Origin of the sequence: Faecalibacterium sp. DFI.5.82, assembly GCF_029076575.1 — a bacterium.
GTDB lineage: Bacteria > Bacillota > Clostridia > Oscillospirales > Ruminococcaceae > Faecalibacterium > Faecalibacterium duncaniae.
Map to the genome: position 1 here is coordinate 176,760 of NZ_JARFIS010000004.1, position 20,451 is coordinate 197,210.

The window sequence follows — 20,451 nt, forward strand, 5'->3', positions numbered from 1 at the left end:
CATAAAGAATCTGCCGGGTATTTTTGTTTGTCATAAAGGAAGTCTTGCTTTTTATTGTAAAATTGGATACAATATAAAAAAGACATTTGCACGGAGGACTCTATGGAATATATCGGCATCCAGAAGAAAAACGGCGGTGTGGTGGAAGCCCTGCAGCAGGCCATTTTATCTGGGCAGATCCCGGCGGGCACTGAAATGACCCAAAATGAACTGGCAGAGAGTCTCGGTGTCTCCCGGATGCCGGTGCGGGAGGCCTTGATGATCCTTGAATATCAGGGTCTTATCATCCGCCTGCCCAACAACCATGTAAAAGCTGCTGATTTGAACGAAGATGCATTGCGGCAGATTTTGGCGTTAGGTGCACAACTGGAACGGCAGGCGATGCGTGCGCTGCCGAAGGATGCGATGTTGGCAGGCGGCGAGATGCTGCAGCACCGTACCCTGCGGACCGTCCTGCCATATCCGCTGCATCGCAAGCTGCTGGAGAGCATCCAGGAGACCTACATTGCCTTTGCCGTGAGCGCACGTCCTACGCCGGTGAACGACCGGCTTGCCCGCCTGCTGATGCTGGACCGTCAGGGCTCCCCTGATGTGCCGGATGCATGGAACGCCTATGAAGAAGAACTACTGCATCTGATTTTAACGATAAGGAGTCAATATGCTGGGACTGAAACCCATTAAGCTGCTGCCTGCCCGCGAGCGGGTAGCTTCCGCTTTGCGGAAAGCCATTATCTCAAAAAGCATCCCGGAGGGTGCAGAACTCACGCTGGAAAACACCGCACAGGAACTCGGCGTGTCGGTCACGCCGGTGCGAGAGGCCTTTCAGATCCTTGCCCGTGACGGTCTGCTGGAAGTCAAGCAAAACAAGTGCGCCATTGTGTTGGGCGTAACGGAAAAAACGATTCGGGAGCACTACCAGCTGCGCGCTGCCTTGGAAGGCACCGCCTGTATGCTCTGCTGCCAGAACAATGCCGACCTGTCCAAGATCAAAAACTGCGTGGATACTGCAGAGGAGGCTCTTTCTCATCAGCAGGCCGGAAATTATACTGACTACAACCAGTCCTTCCATTTTGAGATCTGGGAAGCTTCCGGCAATGAAAAAATGCGCAATCTTCTCTCGGAGCTGTGGAACGGCCTGTCCATTGGTGTGGAAATGAGCGAGTTGGACTATGCCCTCAACTCCCAGAGCGAGCATAAAAAGATCTATGCAGCGCTGGAAGCACGGGATGCGATGGCCGCACGGGCTGAAATGGAAAAACACATCTACCGCAGTATGGACGATGCGCTGACCTATTATTTATAAGATCAAGGAGGACAAGACAGTGTATACCTGTGCGAACTGTACGGTTCTGGCCTGTGCCAACAACGAGCCGGAAAAGATGCCCAAAAACTGCCCTATGCGGAATGCTTCGGTGATGGAGGCCGCCCGCGCCGGCTATGATCTGCCCGAGAATCACGATTTCTACGTCAACTGTTCGGCCATTGAGGGGCTTGGCTACTGTCAATGGCCCCGCCTGAAGGAGACGGTGGAGTTCTGCAAGCGGATGGGCTACCACAAGCTGGGTCTTGCATTCTGCAAAGGTCTGCGGAAGGAAGCCCGCATCGTGGCCGACCTGCTCCGTGCGCAGGGGTTTGAGGTGGTGTCGGTCATCTGCAAGACCGGCGGCATCTCCAAAGAAGAAGTGGGCATCCCGGAAGAGGTCAAGATCCACCCCGGCGAATTTGAGGCCATGTGCAACCCCATCGCACAGGCAAAGCTTCTGAACGAACAGCACACCGAGTTCAACATTGAGGTCGGACTTTGTGTGGGACACGACTCGATGTTTTATAAGTATTCGGATGCCATGGTCACAACGCTGGTGGCCAAGGATCGCGTTCTGGCGCATAATCCCTGTGGTGCCATTTACTGTGCCGAGGGGTATTTCAAAAAGCGGCTGGAATAAAAGAAGGAAAAAACATGCGATCTCCATCTGCTTTGGAGATCGCACGTTTTTTGCAGAAGGCGGCGGAGGGAGATTTTCTTGTATCCTACTGTTTGTCTGGCGTGCACAAAAATTGGTACATAATCCGTGCAATGCGACAAAACTCGAAAAAAGGGATTGACAAATCTCTGTTTCGGGTGTATTCTCGTGTCGTCGAGTGGATACATTATCACAGATTAAATATAAAAATTTAAAAAAGACGCTGCCGAGATTCCCGGAATTCTAAGGTTCCGGGCAGATCCTTCCAGAACGAAAAAGGGCTGTGAGGGCACAGCACGGCGGCAAAGACTCTGCACAACGAGGTGCAGCTGGGGCGTTCCGAAAGTCAGGGCTGTTATGCTCTGATGAAATGGATACATTATATTTCATTAAAGGAGGACCCCCGGTATGTCAGCAGCAACTATCACCCTACTCTTTCTTCTCTTCGCAGTCGTCATGTTCGTGTTTGAGAAGATTCCCCTCGGCGTAACGTCCATGATCGTCTGTATCGGTCTGGTCGTTACCGGCGTGCTGGATGTCAAGACCGCTTTTGCGGGCTTCATCGACAGCAACGTCATCCTGTTCGTCGCCATGTTCATTGTCGGCGGTGCACTGTTTGAAACAGGCATGGCCAACAAGATCGGCGGCATTGTTACCCACTTTGCCAAATCCGAGCGCAGCCTCATCGTGGCCATCATGGCTATCGTTGGCCTGATGAGCGGCGTGCTCTCCAACACCGGCACCGCTGCCGTCCTGATCCCCGTGGTCATCGGCATTGCGGCAAAGTCCGGCTATGCCCGCTCCAAGCTGCTGATGCCGCTGGTATTTGCAGCGGCCATGGGCGGCAACCTTTCCCTCATCGGCGCACCGGGCAACCTCATCGCCCAGAGCGCTCTGGGTGAGATCGGGATGTCCTTCGGCTTCTTCGAGTACGCCATCGTGGGCCTGCCCATCCTCGCCGTCGGCATCCTCTTCTACGCCACCCTTGGCATGAAGCTGCTGCCCAACCACCCCCTCTCCGATGATGACTCCTTTAGCGGCGAGCAGGACTTCAGCAATGTTCCCAAGTGGAAACAGGTGCTCTCCCTCGTCATCCTCGTGCTCACCCTGCTGGGCATGATCTTTGAAAAGCAGATCGGCATCAAGCTCAACATCATCGGCTGTATCGGTGCGCTGGCTCTGATCCTCACCGGTGTCATCTCCGAGAAGGACGCCCTGAAGTCCATCGACCTCAAGACCATCTTCCTCTTCGGCGGCACGCTGTCTCTGGCCTCTGCACTGGATAAGACCGGGGCAGGCGCAGAGATTGCAAACATCGTCATTGGTGCTCTGGGCGAGAATCCCTCTCCCTACGTCCTGACTCTGGTGGTTTTCCTGCTCTGCTGCGTCATGACCAACTTCATGTCCAACACCGCAACCACCGCCCTGATGGTTCCCATCTGCCTGAGCATCGCACAGGGCATGGGGGCCGACCCCCGCGCCGTCCTGATGGCTTGTGTCATCGGCGGCTCCTGCGCTTACGCAACACCCATCGGTATGCCTGCCAACACCATGGTGGTTTCTGCCGGCGGGTACACCTTCAAGGATTATGCCAAGGCTGGCCTGCCCCTCATCCTCATCGCAACCGTCGTCAGCATGGTGATCCTTCCCATCGCATTCCCGTTCTTCCCGCAGTAAAGCGGACAGGAACGTTGAATATGAGTGAACCAACGCGCAAAATGTACCAAATCTAAGGAGGCATTGGAATGAACAAACAGGAACAGGTGCAGCAGATGACGACCTATATGGCCAACTTTGTGAGCCATATCGCCAAGGTGCTGCCGGACGACATCATTGCCAAGCTCGATGAGCTGGGCGCACAGGAGGATGCTCCTCTGTCCAAGGTCATCTACGAGACCATGAAGCGGAACCAGAAGCTGGCCAAGGAACTGAACCGCCCCAGCTGCCAGGATACTGGTGTGCTGCAGTTCTGGGTAAAGTGCGGCGTGGACTTCCCCCTCATCGGTGAGGTGGAGGGTCTGCTGAAGGAGGCTGTGGTCAAGTCCACCTTCGAAGCGCCCCTGCGCCACAACAGTGTTGAGACCTTCGATGAGTTCAACACCGGCCGCAATGTCGGCAAGGGCACTCCCACCGTGTGGTGGGATATCATCCCGAACAGCGACAAGTGCGAGATCTACGCCTACATGGCAGGCGGCGGCTGCACCCTGCCGGGCAAGGCCATGGTTCTGATGCCCGGTGCAGGCTACGAAGGCGTGACCAAGTTCGTCATGGATGTCATGACCAGCTACGGCATCAACGCCTGCCCTCCGCTGCTGGTGGGCGTGGGCGTTGCCACCTCTGTTGAGACCGCTGCTCTGCTGTCCAAGAAGGCTCTGATGCGTCCTCTGGGCAGCCACAACGAGAACGAGCGCGCAGCCTATATGGAGAAGCTGCTGGAAGACGGCATCAACTCCATCGGCCTTGGTCCTCAGGGCATGGGCGGCAAGTACTCCGTCATGGGTGTGCACATTGAGAACACTGCCCGCCATCCTTCTGCCATCGGCGTTGCCGTCAACGTGGGCTGCTGGAGCCATCGCCGCGGCCACATCATTTTTGATAAAGATCTGAACTACACCATTGATACTCATTCGGGGGTGACTTTGTAATGCTGACCATCAAAGACGGAAAGAAAATTCTTACCACTCCGGTCTCCGCAGAAGACCTGAAGGACATCCATATCGGTGATGTCGTTTACCTGAACGGCGACCTGACCACCTGCCGCGATGTGGCGCACCGCCGCCTCGTGGAAGAGGGCCGCCCGCTGCCTGTGGACGTGAAGGACGCTGCCATCTTCCACGCCGGCCCCATCATCCGCCCGCTGGAGGACGACAAGTTCGAGATGGTGTCTGTGGGCCCCACCACCTCCATGCGTATGGAGAAGTTCGAGTATGAGTTCGTGCAGAAGTCCGGTGTCCGCGTCATCGTGGGCAAGGGCGGCATGGGCCCCAACACCGAGCGCGCCTGCAAGGAGTTCGGTGCCATCCACTGTGTCTTCCCTGCCGGTAACGCCGTTGTGGCTGCCACCGAGGTGGAGGAGATCGTCGAGGCCCAGTGGCGTGACCTCGGTATGCCAGAAACTCTGTGGCACTGCCACGTCAACGAGTTCGGCCCCCTGATCGTCTCCATTGACGCCGAAGGCCGCAACCTGTTCGAAGAGAACAAGGTCATCTTCAATGAGCGCAAGGAAAAGGCCATCGAAGAGATCTGCAAGCACGTCGGCTTTATTAAGTAATCCGGATATCCTCTCAGCGGGGGACAGACTTCACTCATTATTTCCTTTCATACGATTCTCCTAAATCGTTTTTCTTACCCTAAGTTTCTTGCTCAGCTTAATTTGCCACGTATTTGTTCTCCGCAATTTGCCCCGGATGCCTTTCCCGCGCAAAGGTGTCCGGGGCATTATTAGTTCATCCAAACGGAACCATCCACAGGAGGAAACTTCCATGAACCCATTGGAAATCACACTGGTCATCCTGCTTGTAACGATCATCGCCTTTGTATCCGGTAAAGTCCCGTTCTCGGTCATTTCTACCGGCATCATTCTGGCGCTGATCCTCACCGGCATCAAGACCCCTGCCGAGGCCTTTGGCGGCTTCATCAACACGAACGTGGTCATGTTCGTAGCCATGTTCGTCATCGGTGCAGGGCTGACCAAAACGCCCCTGATTGACAAAGCCCAGAGCCTGGTCATCCGCTACAAGGACAATATGCGGATGCTGATCTTTCTTTCCTGCGTGGCAGGTGCGTTTCTGGGCGCCATCACCAGTGCCACCGCAACTGCCGCTATCATGATCCCGCTGCTGGTAGGCATTGCGAACGACATCGGCGTGAGCCGCAGCAAGCTGCTGTATCCTTCTATGGCCTGTGCCAACATTGCCACCCAGATGACCTTTCTCGGTCAGGGTGCTTCCAACATGGCATGGAACGATGTCATGATGCAGGCCGGCGCACCGACACCGCTGCACATCTGGGATTTCACCATTGCGCGCATCCCGATGCTGACCATTGCCATCCTGTACATGACCTTTGTTGGCTATAAGCTGATGCCGGATCTTCCCAACGAGCAGTTTTCAGATGCAGCACATACGGCTTCTGAGAGCGAAAAACTCAGCCCCTTCAAGCGCAAACTGGCTGTCCTGATCGTTCTGGTCTCCATTGCAATGATGCTGCTGGAAAATGTCATTGGTGTCAAGATGTATCTTACTTCCTGCATCGGCGCTGCCGCTCTGGTGCTGACGGGTGTGCTGACCGAGAGGGAAGCCCTCAACTCCATCCACCAGCCGACCATTTTCCTGTTTGCCGGTGTGCTGGCTCTGTCGGACGCCATCCAGACCACCGGTGCAGGCGATGTGGTGGCAGACTGGATGATCCGCCTGCTGGGCGATACCACCAATCCGTACATCATTATGCTGGTGTTCTTCCTTGTTCCCTTCATTCTGACACAGGTCATGTCCAATCTGGCTACCCTGACCATCTTCATCCCACTGGTCACTTCCGCCTGTATCCGCATGGGCGTAGACCCCCGTGCTGCCGTGGTCGGCGTGATCACAGCCAGCTGTGTGTCCATTATGACCCCCATGGCAGCTCCCTGCCAGATCATGATCATCGAGCCGGGCGGATACACCTTGAAGGATTATCTCAAGTGTGGTACTCCGCTGGCGCTCATCCTCATTGTCGTGTCCGTATTTTTCCTGCCGACACTTTATCCTTTTGCCTGATTCTATTTAATATAACATATTTACTTAGAGTTCCAGCTCGGCTCCCGAAGGAGCCGGAGCAAGTTTTTAACTTTCTGATCGCTACATAGCAAACCCGAACCAAGGCCATCCCGGAAGGGATGGTCAGGTTCAGGTTGTTGTGTGGCGATTTTTTATTGCCAAATCAGCAACGAACCTTGAAAACCGCATGACCGTCTGCATGGGATACCCGGCGATGACCCCGCAAGGGAGAGCCGGAAAACGCCGCTGGAAGGGGGCAGGAAATCCATGCAGGGAGAACGGCCATGAGGGCCTCCACCTGCTGATGGTGGATCCCCACATCCCCGCCGGCGCAAAGCTGTACTAAGCTGCCGGAAGCGTCCCCGGAGCGTCCGGAACCTAGAATCAATATAAAAGAGCCGCTGCACCTGTGTGAGGTGCGGCGGCTCTTTTTGCATCTTTTCAGCGAAAGCTGGGGCGCGGGAGCGCGGTTCAGCGGGCCTTCTTGGGGCCGCTTTCGTCCGGGGCGGAGTCGGGGGCGCTGTTGCCGCCGGAATTCAGGATCGCGGCAAACTGCTGCAGCTGCTTGAGGGAGCTGACCCCCAGCTTTTCGTAGATGTTCTTGTTGTGGAAGCGCAGGGTGCTGTCCTTGATGTCCAGCTGCTCCACGATCTCCCGGGAGCGCAGCCCGGCCACATAGCCGTCAAAGATGCGGCGCTCGGTCTTTGTCAGGTTGGGGATGCCCTCCAGAAAGGTCTGGAAGGCATCGGGGACGGATTCGTTGCGGCACACGTCCGCCAGCCGGGAAAGCTCTGTCTGCATCTGCTGGCGCTCCATCTGCAGCTCGTCCATCCGCCGCCGGGACTCCCGCCGGTCCTCCTCAAACTGCCGGAACGCAGGCGAGAGGATGTGCTGGTGGAAGTACATGCAGCAGAACACCACAAAAAAGAGGATGAACAGGCCGATCAGCAGCATTTGCAGGTTGCCGGAAAAGATCAGCCTGCGGTAGTCCGTCATGGGGATGCAGACGGCCAGCCGGTAGGACTGGTTCTCGCTTAGGCGGCAGAGCTCCGAGATGCCTGCATAGGCGCTGTCGGAGCCGATCAATTGGGTCAGGCTGCCGCCCATGCTGCGCAGCACCAGCACGTCTCGGGGGGCGTGGAAGTAGCCGTCGGTGGTGCCGCTGCTGAGGGCGGCGCTGGCGTTCAGCCCGCTGTCTGCCGGGGCAAGCAGGCAGATCAGGTGGTCAAAGCCGGTGGGCTGGGCAAAGTTCTGCTTGAAAAAGCTCTGGCTGATCTCAAAACCGCACAGCCCGTACATGGTGCCGTCGCGGCCCCGCAGGGGCAGCAAAAACAGCTGTACCTCCTCCGAGGTGCCGGGGAGGCTGAACCGCTCCGTCAGCGTATAAGCCTGGTACAGCGGGGTGCTGCTGGGGGTCATCCAGCGGTCGTAGTCCGGGAACTGGTCGGTCTGGAATTCCATGCGCCATTTGCGGTGGGGCATCACGCTGTGGGTCTTGCCCACATCGGCGCTGCCGCGGTAGAGCAGCAGAGGCACGGTGGGGGTGTCGGCACCGCCTTTCTGCACATAGAGCCCGGCGCGGGAGTACCCGGCCCCCTCCATACGAGTGTTGACGGTGGCATCCAGCAGCACAAAGGCACCGGAGCAGCTGGTCCGGCGCAGGCTGCGGCAGAGCGGCTCGATCATCTCCTCCTCCAGCGCGTTCAGCACCTCGGGGGAGTCGTTCAGCTGGTCAAAGGTCATCTCCCGGCTGGCAAGCTGCCGGTCCACCAGAGCGCCCATATCCTCGGAGAGGTTCACGCCCATGACCGCCAGCTGGTCAAAATAGCGCTCCATATCGTTCTGGAACACCGAATACTGGATCTCCAGGCTGCGGGTGGTGTCCTTTTTGGTGTTGTGCAGGCTGGCAAACAGGAACAGCGCCGCGCCAAAGGTCAGCAGCAGCAGCGCAGCCAGCAGCAGGCAGGGCCACAGCAGCCGGGAACTCATGGAGCTCTGGCGGATATTCTCACGGTGCCGGGCAAAAAAGTGCATCAAAGTTCCCCCTTTTTGGCTGTGCTGCGGGTTCAGGCATTGTCACACAGCAGCTGAAAGCCCTGCTGCCGGAGGGCGTGGCCATGCCGGAGAACCGTGCCCAGACTGCCCTGCTGCTGTGGAACACCGCAGGCCGTCCTGAGCCTGCCGAAGCCCCGGCCTTCAAGGACGTTGCAGACCCGGACACCGCCAAGGCGGCGCAGTGGTGCGTGGAGCACGGCCTGATGGACCGGAAGCTGGGCGGCCGCTTTGCCCCCGACAACTCCGACCCGGCCTACAAGACCCTGAATGCCTATCAGCAGCTGGTGGGGTAACAAAACAAACCCTCTCAGTCATTGCTCCGCAATGCCAGCTCCCCCGAAGGGGGAGCTCATAGCGGCCTTTTGATAAGGTTTTGCGAAAACCAAAACCTAGGCGCAGTGTGACCTCTCCCTTTGGGAGAGGGGGTGCGGCCTAAAAAATAAGCATCCGCAGCGCACTGCGCCTGAGCTGAAACAGCCCGGCCATGCGCTGCGGATGCTTTTGTTGTGCGGCGAGGCACGCCGCCTAAAACAAAAGATCCGAACCCTTCTCCTATCGAGAAAAGGTTCGGATTTTCATGGTTTGGTGCGGATAAGAGGACTTGAACCTCCACCGAGTTGCCCCGATTAGAACCTGAATCTAACGCGTCTGCCAATTCCGCCATATCCGCATATTCTGTTTTGTTCGCGGGCCGTTCGGCTCGGAACGTTAGTTATTATACCATGGAATCCGGAATTGTCAAGCGCAATTTCAAAAAAAGTTGTACTTTTCGGCAGAAAGCGGAAAAGTAACGAAAATACGTGTTAAAATGGGCCAGAAAAGCAAAAAATCAGACCGGAAACCTTTCGGCTTCCGGTCTGATTCCTAGCAGGGTGCCTTGTGGGATTCGAACCCACGGTCTCCAGATCCACAATCTGGCGCGTTAACCGACTACGCTAAAGGCACCACATAATATGCGCCCGAAGGGACTCGAACCCCCGGCCCACTGCTTAGAAGGCAGTTGCTCTATCCACCTGAGCTACGGGCGCACGTTGTTATCCCATGGGGTACTTATCTGGCGGCAGTGTGCGTTCGGCACACGCTGCGAGAAGTATAATACCATACGCATAGGCTTCTGTCAAGCGGAATTTCAAATTTTTTTGGATTTTCCGGCGCAGGGGGCATTTTGGGGTCACAGCAGCCACATTCCGGCGGCCCCAAGGGCAAAGCCCAGCAGAGCACCGGCGGCCACATCCCGGACATAGTGCGCCCCGGCAAGCACCCGCAGGGCGCAGATGAGCAGGGCCACCGCCACCATGCAGGCCCCGGCGGCGGGGTAGAAGTAGCACCACACAGCGGCCAGCACGGCAGCGCTCAGGGCGTGGCGGGAGGGGAAGGATTTGCCGTGGGTCTCCTTGGGCACCAGCGGCGTGAAGCCGGGCTGCTCATACGGGCGGGGAAAGTTCAGCCTGGCCCGCAGGAGCGTGCCGCCCAGAAAGACGAAGGCCGGCACAAAGACTGCCCGGGCGATGAGCTGCATAAAATCCAGAGCGGCGGCGCGGTTTGCGGAGAGCAGCCGGAACCATCGGACATTCAGCAGTACCAGCAGCAAAGGGTAGCAGGCAAAGGGCACGGCAGGCAGCCAGCGGTTCAGGGCGATCACCAGCTTTTTCAGAGCGGGGCGGGCCTCCAGCCAGCGCAGCAGGGCCTGGTAGCGTTCCGGGGTCATGGTATCCCTCCCTCAAAAACAGGTGTCCAGATAGTTTTCAACATCAAACGGCTCGGGTGTGGAATCTTTGCGCAGGTAGAGCGGGTGATGGGGATGGCCTTTTTTGCTCCGCTTGCCAAAGGTGACCCATGGGATGTCCCGCTCTCTTGTCAGGGCCACCATCTCCCGCATCAGGCCGGGCAGGTAGTCCCGCTTTTCGATCAGGGTGCCCCATGCGGCCCACATGGTGGGCTCGGTCTCGGCCAGAACGGCCCGCAGCCAGCGCAGGTTCTCGTCGCAGAGGGCGCGGTCCGGCACACGGTCCATGTCGTTGGGGTCGGTGGCGCGCTGGGGATATACGTTGAACATGATCCAGCTGTCAAAGCCGTTGGCGTTGGCCAGCCGCTCCACACTCTTTAAGGTGGGGTCCAGCGCGCCGGGCTGGGCGGTGCTGGGGTTGATGCCGATGCACACCAGCGGGTGCCTGCCCACCCGGCCCAGCACATAGCGGTAGGGCAGGTAGGTGTGGGGCTCGTAGTACCAGATGCCGCCGGGGTATTCCCCCGCTTCCAGGCGGGGCAGCTGTTCAGTCTGCATGAAAATGTACCTCACAAATATGGTTTCCTATTTATCGTACCTGAAAAAATTCTGTAAATCAACACCTTTGCCGGAGAAAGTCTCCCATAAATCCGAATTTCATGTTATACTGTCCTTAGACCTGTGCCGCATACACGGCGGCGCGGGCCGGGAAAGGAAAACAGGAGCCATTGAAGAAGGGAGTTCTGCTATGGCCATGCTAGAAGATTATAGAAGCGCCCTGCGCGCGGGCCAGCGTGCCTACCGTGCCTGTGTGGCGCGCGGCCAGTCGCCGTACCTTGCGGTGCTGGATGATATCCTGAACGGGGTGAACATCGTTGCCCAGGAGCCGCTGGGGCTGGTGGATATCCCCGCCGAGAGCATTGTGGGCACCAAGACCAGCGGACGGCACACAGCCTTTGCGGCCAACTTTATGCCCCTGCTGGAAGAGGACACCGAGTTTGCCATCAAGTGGTCGAATCTCTGCGAGGCCCATCTGGAGGAGGGCATCCACACCCCCATCATTGCCTACGAATACCTGAACAAGTTCTATGTGCAGGAGGGCAACAAGCGGGTGTCTGTCCTCAAATACTACGAGGCGGTCACCATTCCGGGCACGGTCACCCGGCTTGTTCCGGCCCGGAACGACACGCTGGAAAACAAGATCTACTACGAGTTTCTCGATTTTTATAAGCTGAGCAAGATCAACAATGTCCAGTTCTCCCGGCTGGGCGGCTATGCAAAGCTGCAGACGCTGGTCTGCAAGGCCGCCAGCGAGGTATGGTCGGATGACGACCGGCTGAACTTCTCGGCCCTGTATACCATGTTCAGCCAGCAGTTCTATGCGCTGGGCGGCTCCGCCCTGGGGCTGACCCCGGGCGACGCGCTGCTGGTGTACCTCTCGGTCTACCGGTATTCGGATGCCTGCCAGTCCACCCCCAGCCAGGTGCGGGAAAACCTGGCCAAGCTGTGGGATGAGATCAAGATCCTGACGGAGCCCCACGCCGTGGAGCTTTCGCTGGAGCCAAAGCCCGGCAGTGAGCCGCTGCTGAACAAGCTGAACATCTTCAGCAAGCCCAGCCAGCTCAAGGTGGTGTTCCTGCACGAGTACAATGCCAAGAACAGCGCCTGGGTGCGGGGCCACGAAAAGGGGATCGAGGCCCTGAAAAAGGCATTCCCGGACCGGCTCGTCATCACCAACCGGGAAAATGTCTCCCCCGAGGTGGACGCGGAGCAGATCATGGAAGAGGTGGCCCACGACAACGCGGACGTGGTGTTCACCACCAGCATCCGGATGCGGCCCGCCTGCCTCAAGGTAGCGGCCCAGCACCCCAAGACCCGGTTCCTGAACTGCTGCCTGAACGCGCCCCATCCGCTGGTGCGCACCTATTACCCCCGCACCTATGAGGCCAACTATCTGCTGGGAATGCTGGCGGGTATCCTGAATCTGACCGACCGGGTGGGCTATGTGGCGGCCAACCCCGTTTACGGTGTGCCTGCGGCCGTCAATGCTTTTGCCCGGGGCCTGCGCACCGTGCGGCCCAACAGCCATATCCTGCTGCGCTGGGCCTGCCTGCAGGAGCCGGGGAAGCCGCTGGATTTCTCCGACTGCCCGGATATCGAGCTGTTCTACGCCTGCAGCCCCTTTGAGCCCACCGGCAGCGCCAGGGAATACGGCCTGTGCCGCCGGATGCCGGATGGCAGCATCCAGCCGGTGGCGCTGCCGGTCTGGAAGTGGGAAGTGTTCTATATCGGCATCATCCGCTCCATCTTCGAGGGCACCTGGGACAGCGGTTCCAGCGGCAAGGCCATCAACTACTGGTGGGGCTTCCGCAGTGACGCGGAGCGGCTGGATTACTACGAGACCCTGCCCAAGGGTACGCAGCAGCTGCTCGATCTGCTGGAAAAGAACCTTGCGGCCAACGAGTTCCCCATCTTCCCGGCGGGCATCTTTGCGCAGGGGCATATCCCCAAGGCACCCACCGCAGACACCTACACCCCCAAGGAACTGATGGAGATGGACTGGCTGGGCGAGTGCGTGGAGGGCAGCCTGCCCCGGTACGATCAGCTGGATGTCAGAACGCTGGGCCTGCTGGAGATCAACGGCCTGAGCAGCCTGAAAGAGACGACGCTGTAAAAAGCTCAACAGAACGGAGTGTTGCGGACGTGAAGATACTTGCAATTTCCGATACCCCCTCCAAGGCGCTGTGGGACTACTGCTCCCGGGAACGCCTGGCCGGGGTCGATCTGATCCTCTCCTGCGGGGATCTGCCAAAAAAATACCTCGAATATATAACAAATTTTACAGCGGCCCCCATTTTGTATGTCCACGGCAACCACGATGGCTGCTACCGCACGGAGGGCGAGCCGGGCGGCTGCATCTGTGTGGACGATCAGGTGTATGTCTGGAAAGGGCTGCGCATCATGGGGCTGGGCGGCAGCATCCGCTACAACTGCGAGGAGACCTTCCAGTACACGGAGAAGGAAATGCGCCGCCGGATGCGGCGGCTCTGGTTCAAGGCCCACCGGGCGGGCGGCATCGACCTGCTGCTGACCCATTCCCCGGCGGCTGGCCTGAACGATGGCGATGACCGGGCCCATAAGGGCTTTGCCTGCTTCAACGACCTGCTGGAGGAGTACCAACCCAAGTGGTTCGTGCACGGACATGTCCACCTGAGCTATAATGCCAATCTGCCCCGGGTGTGCACCCACGGCCAGACCACGGTCATCAATGCAACGGAGCGCTATACGTTTGAGATCCCGGACCCGGACCCGGTGGCTCGGAAGCGCTTTTTCTGGAATGACCCGGCATTTCCCACCAAAAACTGAAAAAGGAGAAACACCCAATGGAACAAAATGAGAAGCTGCGGGCGCTGGAGACCCTGCAGAAGAAGCTGTACGCCTACAACTGCGCCTCCAACAGCCTGTATCTGGACGCTGTGACCGTGGCCCCCAAGAACACGGCCGAGGGCCGGGGTGTGGCCCTGAGCATTCTGGCCGGTGAACTGCAGAAGCTGATGACCGCCCCCGAGACCCTTGCACTGGTGGAGGAGCTCTATGCCCGGCGGGAGACGCTGGACACTCTCCACCGCCGCGAGGTGGAGGAGCTGCGCCGCAGCTGCCGGCAGCTCACCCGCATCCCCGCCGAGGAGTATATGGCATACAGCGAGCTGACCAACCGCGCCAGTGATGTCTGGCACAAGGCAAAGGAAGAAAACGACTTTGCCTCCTTCTGCCCCATCCTGCAGGAGCTGGTGGAGTATAACCGGAAGTTCGCGGGCTATTATGATGCGGAAAAAGCGCCCTATGATGCCCTGCTGAACGAGTATGAGCGGGGCGTGGACACCCAACAGCTGGACGTGTTCTTTGACACCCTGCGCAAGGGTCTGGTGCCCCTCATCCGGGCCATCGGCGAGAAGCCCCAGATCGATGACAGCTTCCTGCATCTGGAATATCCGGTCGAGCAGCAGAAGGCGTTTGCGGACTATCTCATGGAGGTCATGGGCCTTGACCGCGGCCACTGCGGCCTGGGTGAGACCGAACACCCCTTTACGCTGGAGTTCAATAACAAGGATGTCCGCATTACCACCAACTACGACCTGCACAATGTGGCCTCCTCGATGTACTCCGTTCTCCACGAGGGCGGCCATGCCCTGTATGAGCTGGGCATCCGGGATGACCTGCAGTACACCTGCCTGACCGGCGGTGTGTCCATGGGCGTGCACGAGAGCCAGTCCCGCTTCTACGAGAACCTCATCGGCCGTTCCCGCGCCTTTATCGGGGCCATCTATCCCAAGGTGCAGGAATTCTTCCCCGCACAGCTGGGAAATGTGACTGCGGAACAGTTCTACCGCGCCGTGAACAAGGTGGAGCCCAGCCTCATCCGCACCGAGTCCGATGAGCTGACCTACTGCCTGCACGTTATGGTGCGGTACGAGATCGAGAAGCAGCTCATTGCGGGCACCCTGACGGCAAAGGAGGTCCCTGCCGCGTGGGCAGAGCTGTACAAGGAGTATCTGGGCGTGGAGGTTCCCAATGACCGCGAGGGCTGCCTGCAGGACAGCCACTGGTCGGGCGGCTCCTTCGGCTACTTCCCGTCTTACGCTCTGGGCAATGCCTACGGTGCTCAGATGCTCCACAACATGGAGCAGGAATTCGATGTGTACGGCGGCGTGGCCCACGGGGATCTCTCCGCTGTCACCGGCTGGCTGCGGGAAAAGGTGCACCAGTACGGCCACCTGCTGGAGCCTGCTGAAGTCGTCAGAAACGCCTGCGGCACCTTCGACGCACACTACTATCTGGATTACCTGACCAAAAAGTATACGGAACTGTACAACCTGTAATTAACCCGCACAAAACAAAGCCCTCCCGGCCAATCGACCGAGAGGGCTTTATATATGCTGTTGCAAAGGGCGGCGGGAAGCTTTCCCGCGCAAGTGAAACGGGCCATTCCATCGCCCGCCCTATTGCCTGCGGCAACAGGGTCCCACCCCAGCGGACACTTGCTTTGGGAAACTTCCCGCCGCCTGCCCATTACTGCTGTGCGAAGATCTTTACCTCATCCTTGTCCATAAAGGCGGCACCGGCGAAACCGGAAGCCTCCAGCTGGCCCAGCTGCTTGCCCAGCTTCTTGGCCTGAGGCAGAACGGTGACGTTGTAGGTGTCGCGCAGCTGTGCGGCTTTGGCCAGCACGGCGGGGAAGTCCACATCGCTGTTGTAGAGCAGGGCGATCTTCTGCTTGGCACCGGGGATCTGATAACCCTGCTCCAGCAGAATGCCGCAGACGCGCTCGAAGCCGATGGAGAAGCCCACAGCGGGCACCTTGGTGCCCAGGAACTTGCCGATCATGTTGTCGTAGCGGCCGCCGCCAGCCACTGCACCGCTGAACTGCGGGCAGGTGATCTCAAACACCATGCCGGTGTAGTAGCCCTGGCCGCGCACCAGGCTGGGGCAGTAGGCCACATCGAAGCGGCCGTTGGCCATGGCCTTTGCGGTGGCCAGCACATACTTCAGGTCATCGGCAATGGCGGGGTCGGCACAGCGGGAAGCTACGGACTCCAGTGTCACATCACCGGCGGCAATGAAATCGGCCAGCGCGTTGATGGCAGCTTCGGGCAGCTGCTTTTCGGTCAGCTCGGCCTTCACGCCCTCAGCACCGATCTTATCCATCTTGTCGAAGGTGATGCAGACAGAGTCCAACGTGTCGGCGGCAAAGCCCATGCTCTCCAGCATTCCGCGCAGGATGCGGCGGTCATTGATGTTCACGGTGAAGCCGGTAAAGCCGATGCCCAGCAGGGCACGGGCGGTCACGTCGATCAGCTCCACCTCGGCATTGGGGCTCTCGTCGCCCAGAATGTCGATGTCGCACTGGACAAACTCGCGCAGGCGGCCCTTCTGGGGGCGCTCGGCGCGGAACACGCGGTCGGTCTGGATGACCTTGAAGGGGTGGGGGAGCTTGTCCTTGTTGGCAGCGTAGAAACGGCTCAGGGGCAGGGTCAGATCATAGCGCAGGCCCATGTCGGAGAGCTGCTTGGGGTCGCCGGATCCCAGGGCGCTGGTCAGCTTGTCTCCACGCTTCATCACCTTGAAGATGAGGTTCAGGTTGTCACCGCCATCGGATTTGTCCAGGTTCTCCATATCCTCCAGCATGGGGGTGGAGATGCGCTCAAAGCCGGAAGCACGGTAGGTCTCCAGGATCTTGCCCTGGATGTAGTCGCGCAGGGTCTGCTCAGCGGGCAGCAGGTCGCGCATACCCTTCAATGCCTGTGATTTCATAGTTGCAATTCCTCTCTATAGCCTGCTCGCCCTCTCAGGCCGCTCCGCGTCCAGCTCTCCCAAAGGGAGAGCCCTTGGCAAAACCGTAAACTTTGTGTGGACTGCCAAAGCCTCCCACTTTGGGGGAGGTGGCATCGCGCAGCGATGACGGAGAGGGCGAGGCCGTGTTTAGTTGTTACTTTATCCATTATAAAGGAATCTGCCGTTTTGTCAATTGAAATGGGTACACTGTAGGGGAAAAACCATTCGGAGGCAAGGCAATGAAACAGCAGTTTGCAGCAAAACACCCCTGGGCGATCCTGGCGGCGGGGGCGGCCATTCAGATCCTGACGGGCCTGCCTGCGGCGTGGGGCGTGTTCCAGCAGCCGGTGATGGACGAGTTCAGCCTGACCGAGGACGGCGCGGGCTATGCGTTCGGCATCCTGATCGCAGCGTTCGGGGTGGGCTGCGTCATCGGCGGTTTTTTGCAGGATAAAAAAGGCCCGCGCTGTGCGGCGCTGTGGGGCACCGGCCTGCTCTGCGGCGGGTTCTTTGCGGCGGCCCTCCTGCCCGGGGAGAAGGGGGGATGGTTTTGGGCAGTGTTCAGCATTCCGGCGGGGCTGGGCACGGCGTTTCTCTACCCGTCCATCCAGTCCTGCGCCCAGAAATGGTACGCCGGGCGCAAGGGCCTTGCCACGGGGGTCATTGGCGGCGCGGTGGGCCTGAGCGGTGCGTTCCTGACCGGATTCGTCCGCACGGCGCTGAAGGGCTTTGGCCCGGTGCAGGGGATCCGGGGGGCGTTCTGGGCGCTGGGGGCACTCACGCTGCCGGTCTGCCTTGTGGGCAGTGCCCTGCTCACCGACCCGCCCCCGGCAAAGCAGAAGCCCGAGGAGCAGGGCAGGGAAAAGGGCACCCCGGCCCTCGACCTTGCCCCGCTGCAGATGCTCAGAACAAAGCAATACTGGCTCTGCGCCGGAGCGGTCTGCTTTTCCACCCCGGCGGTGCTGCTGTTCAGCCCCATCATCTTAAAGCTGGGCATGGAGCGGGGCCTGGACGAGGGCGCTGCCCTGTGGAGTGTGGTGCTGGGCAGCGTGGGCAGCGCGGCGGGCCGCTTGCTGATGCCCCTGCTCAGCGACCGGATCGGCCGCCGCCCCACTGACCTGATCCTGTTCGGCGTATCGCTGGGGCTTTCAGCGGCCTTCCTGTTCGCACAGGGGTGGCTCGTTGTGGCTGTGTACGCAGGGCTCACCTTCTGCTATTCGGCGCTGGCGGCGGTGCTGCCTTCTCTCTCCACCGACCTGTTCGGCCTGCCCCATGCCGGGGTGAACTACGGCTTTCTGGCGCTGGGACAGAGCGTGGGCAGCCTTGCCTTCCCCTTTGCGGCGAACCTGTGGGGTCTTGCCACCGGGCGGCACTGGCTGGCCATGGCAGGCGCGGCGGCGGGCTTTGTGTGCATCTGGGCGCTCCGGCCTGTCAGGGCCCAACAGCCGCCCAGAAAAAACTGAACCGGACAGCGCAAGATATTCCTTTTGACAAATATGATAGAAATGTGACGAACTGGGCAGCGAAAGCGGTGAAAGTGCTAGTTAGCGGCAAATAACCGTTAAAAATGCTTGTGAAAAAATCCGCAAAACGTCTTGCAAATTCCGCCAAGGTTCTCTATAATAAAATTATGCGTGGTAGTACCGGCGTGGCGCGGAAGAGAGCGGCGCAGCCGGTCAATGCAAACGGCAGGACACCCCCTGCCAATGGCATCAATTTGTCAAAAGGAGAGTATGATTATGACCTATTCGCAGCAAGTACAGAATATGTGCCCGATCACCAAAGGTCCTAAGCATGGTCCGGCTCCCATCCCCGAAGAGGGCGCATGGGTCAAGGCCTATGAGATCAAGGACATCAGCGGTTACACCCATGGTGTGGGCTGGTGTGCACCCCAGCAGGGCACCTGCAAGCTGTCTCTGAACATCAAGAACGGTGTCATCGAGGAGGCTCTGGTGGAGACCATCGGCTGCTCCGGCATGACCCATTCCGCTGCTATGGCTGGCGAGATCCTGCCCGGCAAGACCATTCTGGAAGCTCTGAACACCGACCTGGTGTGCGATGCCATCAACGTGGCAATGCGCGAGCTGTTCCTGCAGATCGTCTACGGCCGCAGCCAGACCGCTTTCTCTGAGGACGGTCTGCCCATCGGCGCAGGTCTGGATGACCTGGGCAAGGGCCTGCGCTCCATGACCGGCACCATCTTCTCCACCAAGGCCAAGGGTGTCCGTTACCTGGAGCTGACCGAGGGCTACATCAACAAGCTGGCTCTGGATGCCAACGATGAGGTCATCGGCTATCAGTTCGTCAAGCTGGGCAAGATGATGGAGGATATCCGTCACGGCAAGACCCCCAACGAGGCTTACGAGAAGAACGTGGGTACTTACGGCCGCTTCAGCAAGGAGCAGGGCGCTGTCAAGTACATTGACCCGCGTGAGGAATAAGAGAGGAGGAACAACTCATGGCAACTTTTGAATCTATGGATCGCCGTATGCCGAAAATCGAGGCATGCCTGAAGGCCAACGGCCTGGAGTCTCTGGACGCTTGCAACGAGATGCTCCTCGCTAAGGGCATCGACTGCGACAAGATCGTGCGCGGCGTGCAGCCCATCTGCTTTGATAACGCTGTCTGGGCATACACCCTGGGCACCGCCATCGCCGTCAAGCGCGGCCTGACCGACGCTGCCGAGTGCGCTGCTGCCATCGGCGAAGGTCTGGAGGCATTCACCATCCCCGGCTCTGTTGCTGAACAGCGTCAGGTCGGTCTGGGCCACGGCAACCTGGGCGCTCGTCTGCTGAGCGAGGACACCACCTGCTTCGCTTTCCTGGCAGGCCACGAGTCCTTTGCTGCTGCTGAGGGCGCTATCGGTATCGCACGCACCGCAAACAAGGTCCGCAAGACCCCCCTGCGTGTTATCCTGAACGGCCTGGGCAAGGATGCCGCTTACATCATTTCCCGTATCAACGGTTTCACCTATGTGCAGACCGAGTACGATATCCCCACCCAGACCCTGACCGTCGTCAAGGAAATCCCCTTCTCTGAGGGTGAGCGCGCTGCTGTCAAGTGCTACGGCGCAAACGACGTTATGGAAGGCGTTGCCATTATGAAGAAGGAGGACGTTCAGTGCTCCATCACCGGCAACTCCACCAACCCCGTCCGCTTCCAGCACCTGGTTGCAGGTACCTATAAGAAGTGGGCCATCGAGAACGGCAAGAAGTACTTCTCCGTCGCTTCCGGCGGCGGCACGGGCCGTACCCTGCACCCCGATAACGTGGCTGCAGGTCCCGCAAGCTATGGCCTGACCGACTCTCTGGGCCGCGTCCATGGTGATGCTCAGTTCGCAGGTTCCTCCTCCGTGCCCGCACACGTTGAGATGATGGGCCTGATCGGCATGGGCAACAACCCCATGGTCGGCGCTACCGTTGCCTGCGCTGTTGCTGCTGCACAGGCCAACGCTTGATCTTTTCCTAGTTCGGCAAAGGGGGCTGCCTTCCGAGAGCAGAGTTCCCATAAAACAGTATTTGCAAAAGTTCCCGCAATGGGGCAGATTTGGCGTGACTTCGGTCACGCCTTTTCTTTTGCTTCCAGTTCATCCAGAGGGATATACCCCAGCCCATCATAC

19 protein-coding genes and 3 tRNA genes are annotated in these 20,451 nt (G+C 59.0%); 15 read left to right on the top strand and 7 right to left on the bottom strand.

Features of this window, described 5'->3' with window-relative positions; genetic code table 11:
• Positions 1 to 102: 102 nt before the first annotated feature.
• The 8 genes from P0G09_RS07705 to P0G09_RS07740 all read left to right on the top strand — a co-directional run bounded on the left by P0G09_RS07705 (position 103) and on the right by P0G09_RS07740 (position 7,064).
• Complete coding sequence (locus P0G09_RS07705) at positions 103 to 681, top strand: GntR family transcriptional regulator (RefSeq protein ID WP_275252360.1); 579 nt, start codon at positions 103 to 105, stop codon at positions 679 to 681.
• Complete coding sequence (locus P0G09_RS07710; RefSeq protein WP_275252361.1) at positions 659 to 1,303, top strand: GntR family transcriptional regulator; 645 nt, start codon at positions 659 to 661, stop codon at positions 1,301 to 1,303. Before P0G09_RS07705 ends, P0G09_RS07710 begins: the two co-directional genes overlap by 23 nt.
• Positions 1,304 to 1,322: 19 nt before the next feature.
• Complete coding sequence (locus tag P0G09_RS07715; protein WP_112144378.1) at positions 1,323 to 1,943, top strand: DUF1847 domain-containing protein; 621 nt, start codon at positions 1,323 to 1,325, stop codon at positions 1,941 to 1,943.
• A 426-nt stretch (positions 1,944 to 2,369) separates the two neighbouring features.
• Positions 2,370 to 3,638: an SLC13 family permease gene (locus tag P0G09_RS07720; protein ID WP_275252362.1), complete on the top strand. Its 1,269-nt coding sequence runs from the start codon at positions 2,370 to 2,372 to the stop codon at positions 3,636 to 3,638.
• Between the two features lie 68 nt (positions 3,639 to 3,706).
• Positions 3,707 to 4,606, top strand: coding sequence for a L(+)-tartrate dehydratase subunit alpha (gene ttdA, locus P0G09_RS07725; RefSeq protein WP_149794483.1), 900 nt, complete (start codon positions 3,707 to 3,709; stop codon positions 4,604 to 4,606).
• On the top strand, positions 4,606 to 5,232 hold the full coding sequence (ttdB, locus tag P0G09_RS07730; RefSeq protein ID WP_112147994.1) for a L(+)-tartrate dehydratase subunit beta: 627 nt from the start codon (positions 4,606 to 4,608) through the stop codon (positions 5,230 to 5,232). Before ttdA ends, ttdB begins: the two co-directional genes overlap by 1 nt.
• A 211-nt stretch (positions 5,233 to 5,443) precedes the next feature.
• Positions 5,444 to 6,718: an SLC13 family permease gene (locus P0G09_RS07735; protein ID WP_275252363.1), complete on the top strand. Its 1,275-nt coding sequence runs from the start codon at positions 5,444 to 5,446 to the stop codon at positions 6,716 to 6,718.
• Between the two features lie 139 nt (positions 6,719 to 6,857).
• A complete protein-coding gene (locus P0G09_RS07740) occupies positions 6,858 to 7,064 on the top strand; it encodes a hypothetical protein (RefSeq protein WP_275252364.1) in 207 nt (68 codons plus the stop codon).
• A gap of 125 nt (positions 7,065 to 7,189) precedes the next feature.
• On the opposite strand, the gene P0G09_RS07745 is transcribed toward P0G09_RS07740, so the two are convergent.
• Positions 7,190 to 8,752, bottom strand: coding sequence for a helix-turn-helix transcriptional regulator (locus P0G09_RS07745; RefSeq protein ID WP_275252365.1), 1,563 nt, complete (start codon positions 8,750 to 8,752; stop codon positions 7,190 to 7,192).
• An 83-nt stretch (positions 8,753 to 8,835) separates the two neighbouring features.
• Between P0G09_RS07745 and P0G09_RS07750 the strand changes: the two genes are divergently transcribed.
• Positions 8,836 to 9,066, top strand: coding sequence for a hypothetical protein (locus P0G09_RS07750; RefSeq protein WP_275252366.1), 231 nt, complete (start codon positions 8,836 to 8,838; stop codon positions 9,064 to 9,066).
• Positions 9,067 to 9,356: 290 nt separating this feature from the next.
• On the opposite strand, the gene P0G09_RS07755 is transcribed toward P0G09_RS07750, so the two are convergent.
• From P0G09_RS07755 to P0G09_RS07775, 5 genes are all read right to left on the bottom strand, one after another.
• A tRNA-Leu gene (locus tag P0G09_RS07755) sits at positions 9,357 to 9,443 on the bottom strand.
• Between the two features lie 201 nt (positions 9,444 to 9,644).
• Positions 9,645 to 9,718: transfer RNA gene (locus tag P0G09_RS07760), tRNA-His, on the bottom strand.
• A gap of 9 nt (positions 9,719 to 9,727) precedes the next feature.
• Positions 9,728 to 9,801, bottom strand: a tRNA-Arg gene (locus P0G09_RS07765).
• Positions 9,802 to 9,944: 143 nt separating this feature from the next.
• The gene (locus P0G09_RS07770) at positions 9,945 to 10,481 is read right to left on the bottom strand and encodes a phosphatase PAP2 family protein (protein ID WP_275252367.1); all 537 of its coding nucleotides are present in this window, start codon (positions 10,479 to 10,481) and stop codon (positions 9,945 to 9,947) included.
• A gap of 12 nt (positions 10,482 to 10,493) precedes the next feature.
• Positions 10,494 to 11,057 carry a DUF1643 domain-containing protein gene (locus P0G09_RS07775; protein ID WP_005935043.1) on the bottom strand — a complete coding sequence of 188 codons (564 nt, stop codon included), beginning with the start codon at positions 11,055 to 11,057 and terminating at the stop codon, positions 10,494 to 10,496.
• A gap of 190 nt (positions 11,058 to 11,247) precedes the next feature.
• Between P0G09_RS07775 and P0G09_RS07780 the strand changes: the two genes are divergently transcribed.
• The 3 genes from P0G09_RS07780 to P0G09_RS07790 are packed head-to-tail and all read left to right on the top strand — an operon-like array spanning position 11,248 to position 15,379.
• Complete coding sequence (locus P0G09_RS07780) at positions 11,248 to 13,173, top strand: BMP family ABC transporter substrate-binding protein (RefSeq protein WP_275252369.1); 1,926 nt, start codon at positions 11,248 to 11,250, stop codon at positions 13,171 to 13,173.
• Positions 13,174 to 13,202: 29 nt separating this feature from the next.
• Positions 13,203 to 13,865: a metallophosphoesterase gene (locus tag P0G09_RS07785; protein ID WP_156070104.1), complete on the top strand. Its 663-nt coding sequence runs from the start codon at positions 13,203 to 13,205 to the stop codon at positions 13,863 to 13,865.
• A gap of 17 nt (positions 13,866 to 13,882) precedes the next feature.
• A complete protein-coding gene (locus P0G09_RS07790; protein WP_117476667.1) occupies positions 13,883 to 15,379 on the top strand; it encodes a carboxypeptidase M32 in 1,497 nt (498 codons plus the stop codon).
• Positions 15,380 to 15,569: 190 nt separating this feature from the next.
• Here the strand turns inward: P0G09_RS07790 and hisS are convergent, their stop codons facing one another.
• Positions 15,570 to 16,811, bottom strand: coding sequence for a histidine--tRNA ligase (gene hisS / locus P0G09_RS07795; protein ID WP_097773364.1), 1,242 nt, complete (start codon positions 16,809 to 16,811; stop codon positions 15,570 to 15,572).
• Between the two features lie 260 nt (positions 16,812 to 17,071).
• On the opposite strand from hisS, the gene P0G09_RS07800 reads away from it, so the two are divergent.
• The 3 genes from P0G09_RS07800 to P0G09_RS07810 all read left to right on the top strand — a co-directional run bounded on the left by P0G09_RS07800 (position 17,072) and on the right by P0G09_RS07810 (position 20,289).
• Positions 17,072 to 18,295: an MFS transporter gene (locus P0G09_RS07800; protein WP_275252370.1), complete on the top strand. Its 1,224-nt coding sequence runs from the start codon at positions 17,072 to 17,074 to the stop codon at positions 18,293 to 18,295.
• A 276-nt stretch (positions 18,296 to 18,571) separates the two neighbouring features.
• Complete coding sequence (locus tag P0G09_RS07805; protein ID WP_035394767.1) at positions 18,572 to 19,273, top strand: nitrogen fixation protein NifU; 702 nt, start codon at positions 18,572 to 18,574, stop codon at positions 19,271 to 19,273.
• A gap of 17 nt (positions 19,274 to 19,290) precedes the next feature.
• A complete protein-coding gene (locus P0G09_RS07810) occupies positions 19,291 to 20,289 on the top strand; it encodes a GGGtGRT protein (protein ID WP_005935035.1) in 999 nt (332 codons plus the stop codon).
• Positions 20,290 to 20,451 lie beyond the last annotated feature (162 nt).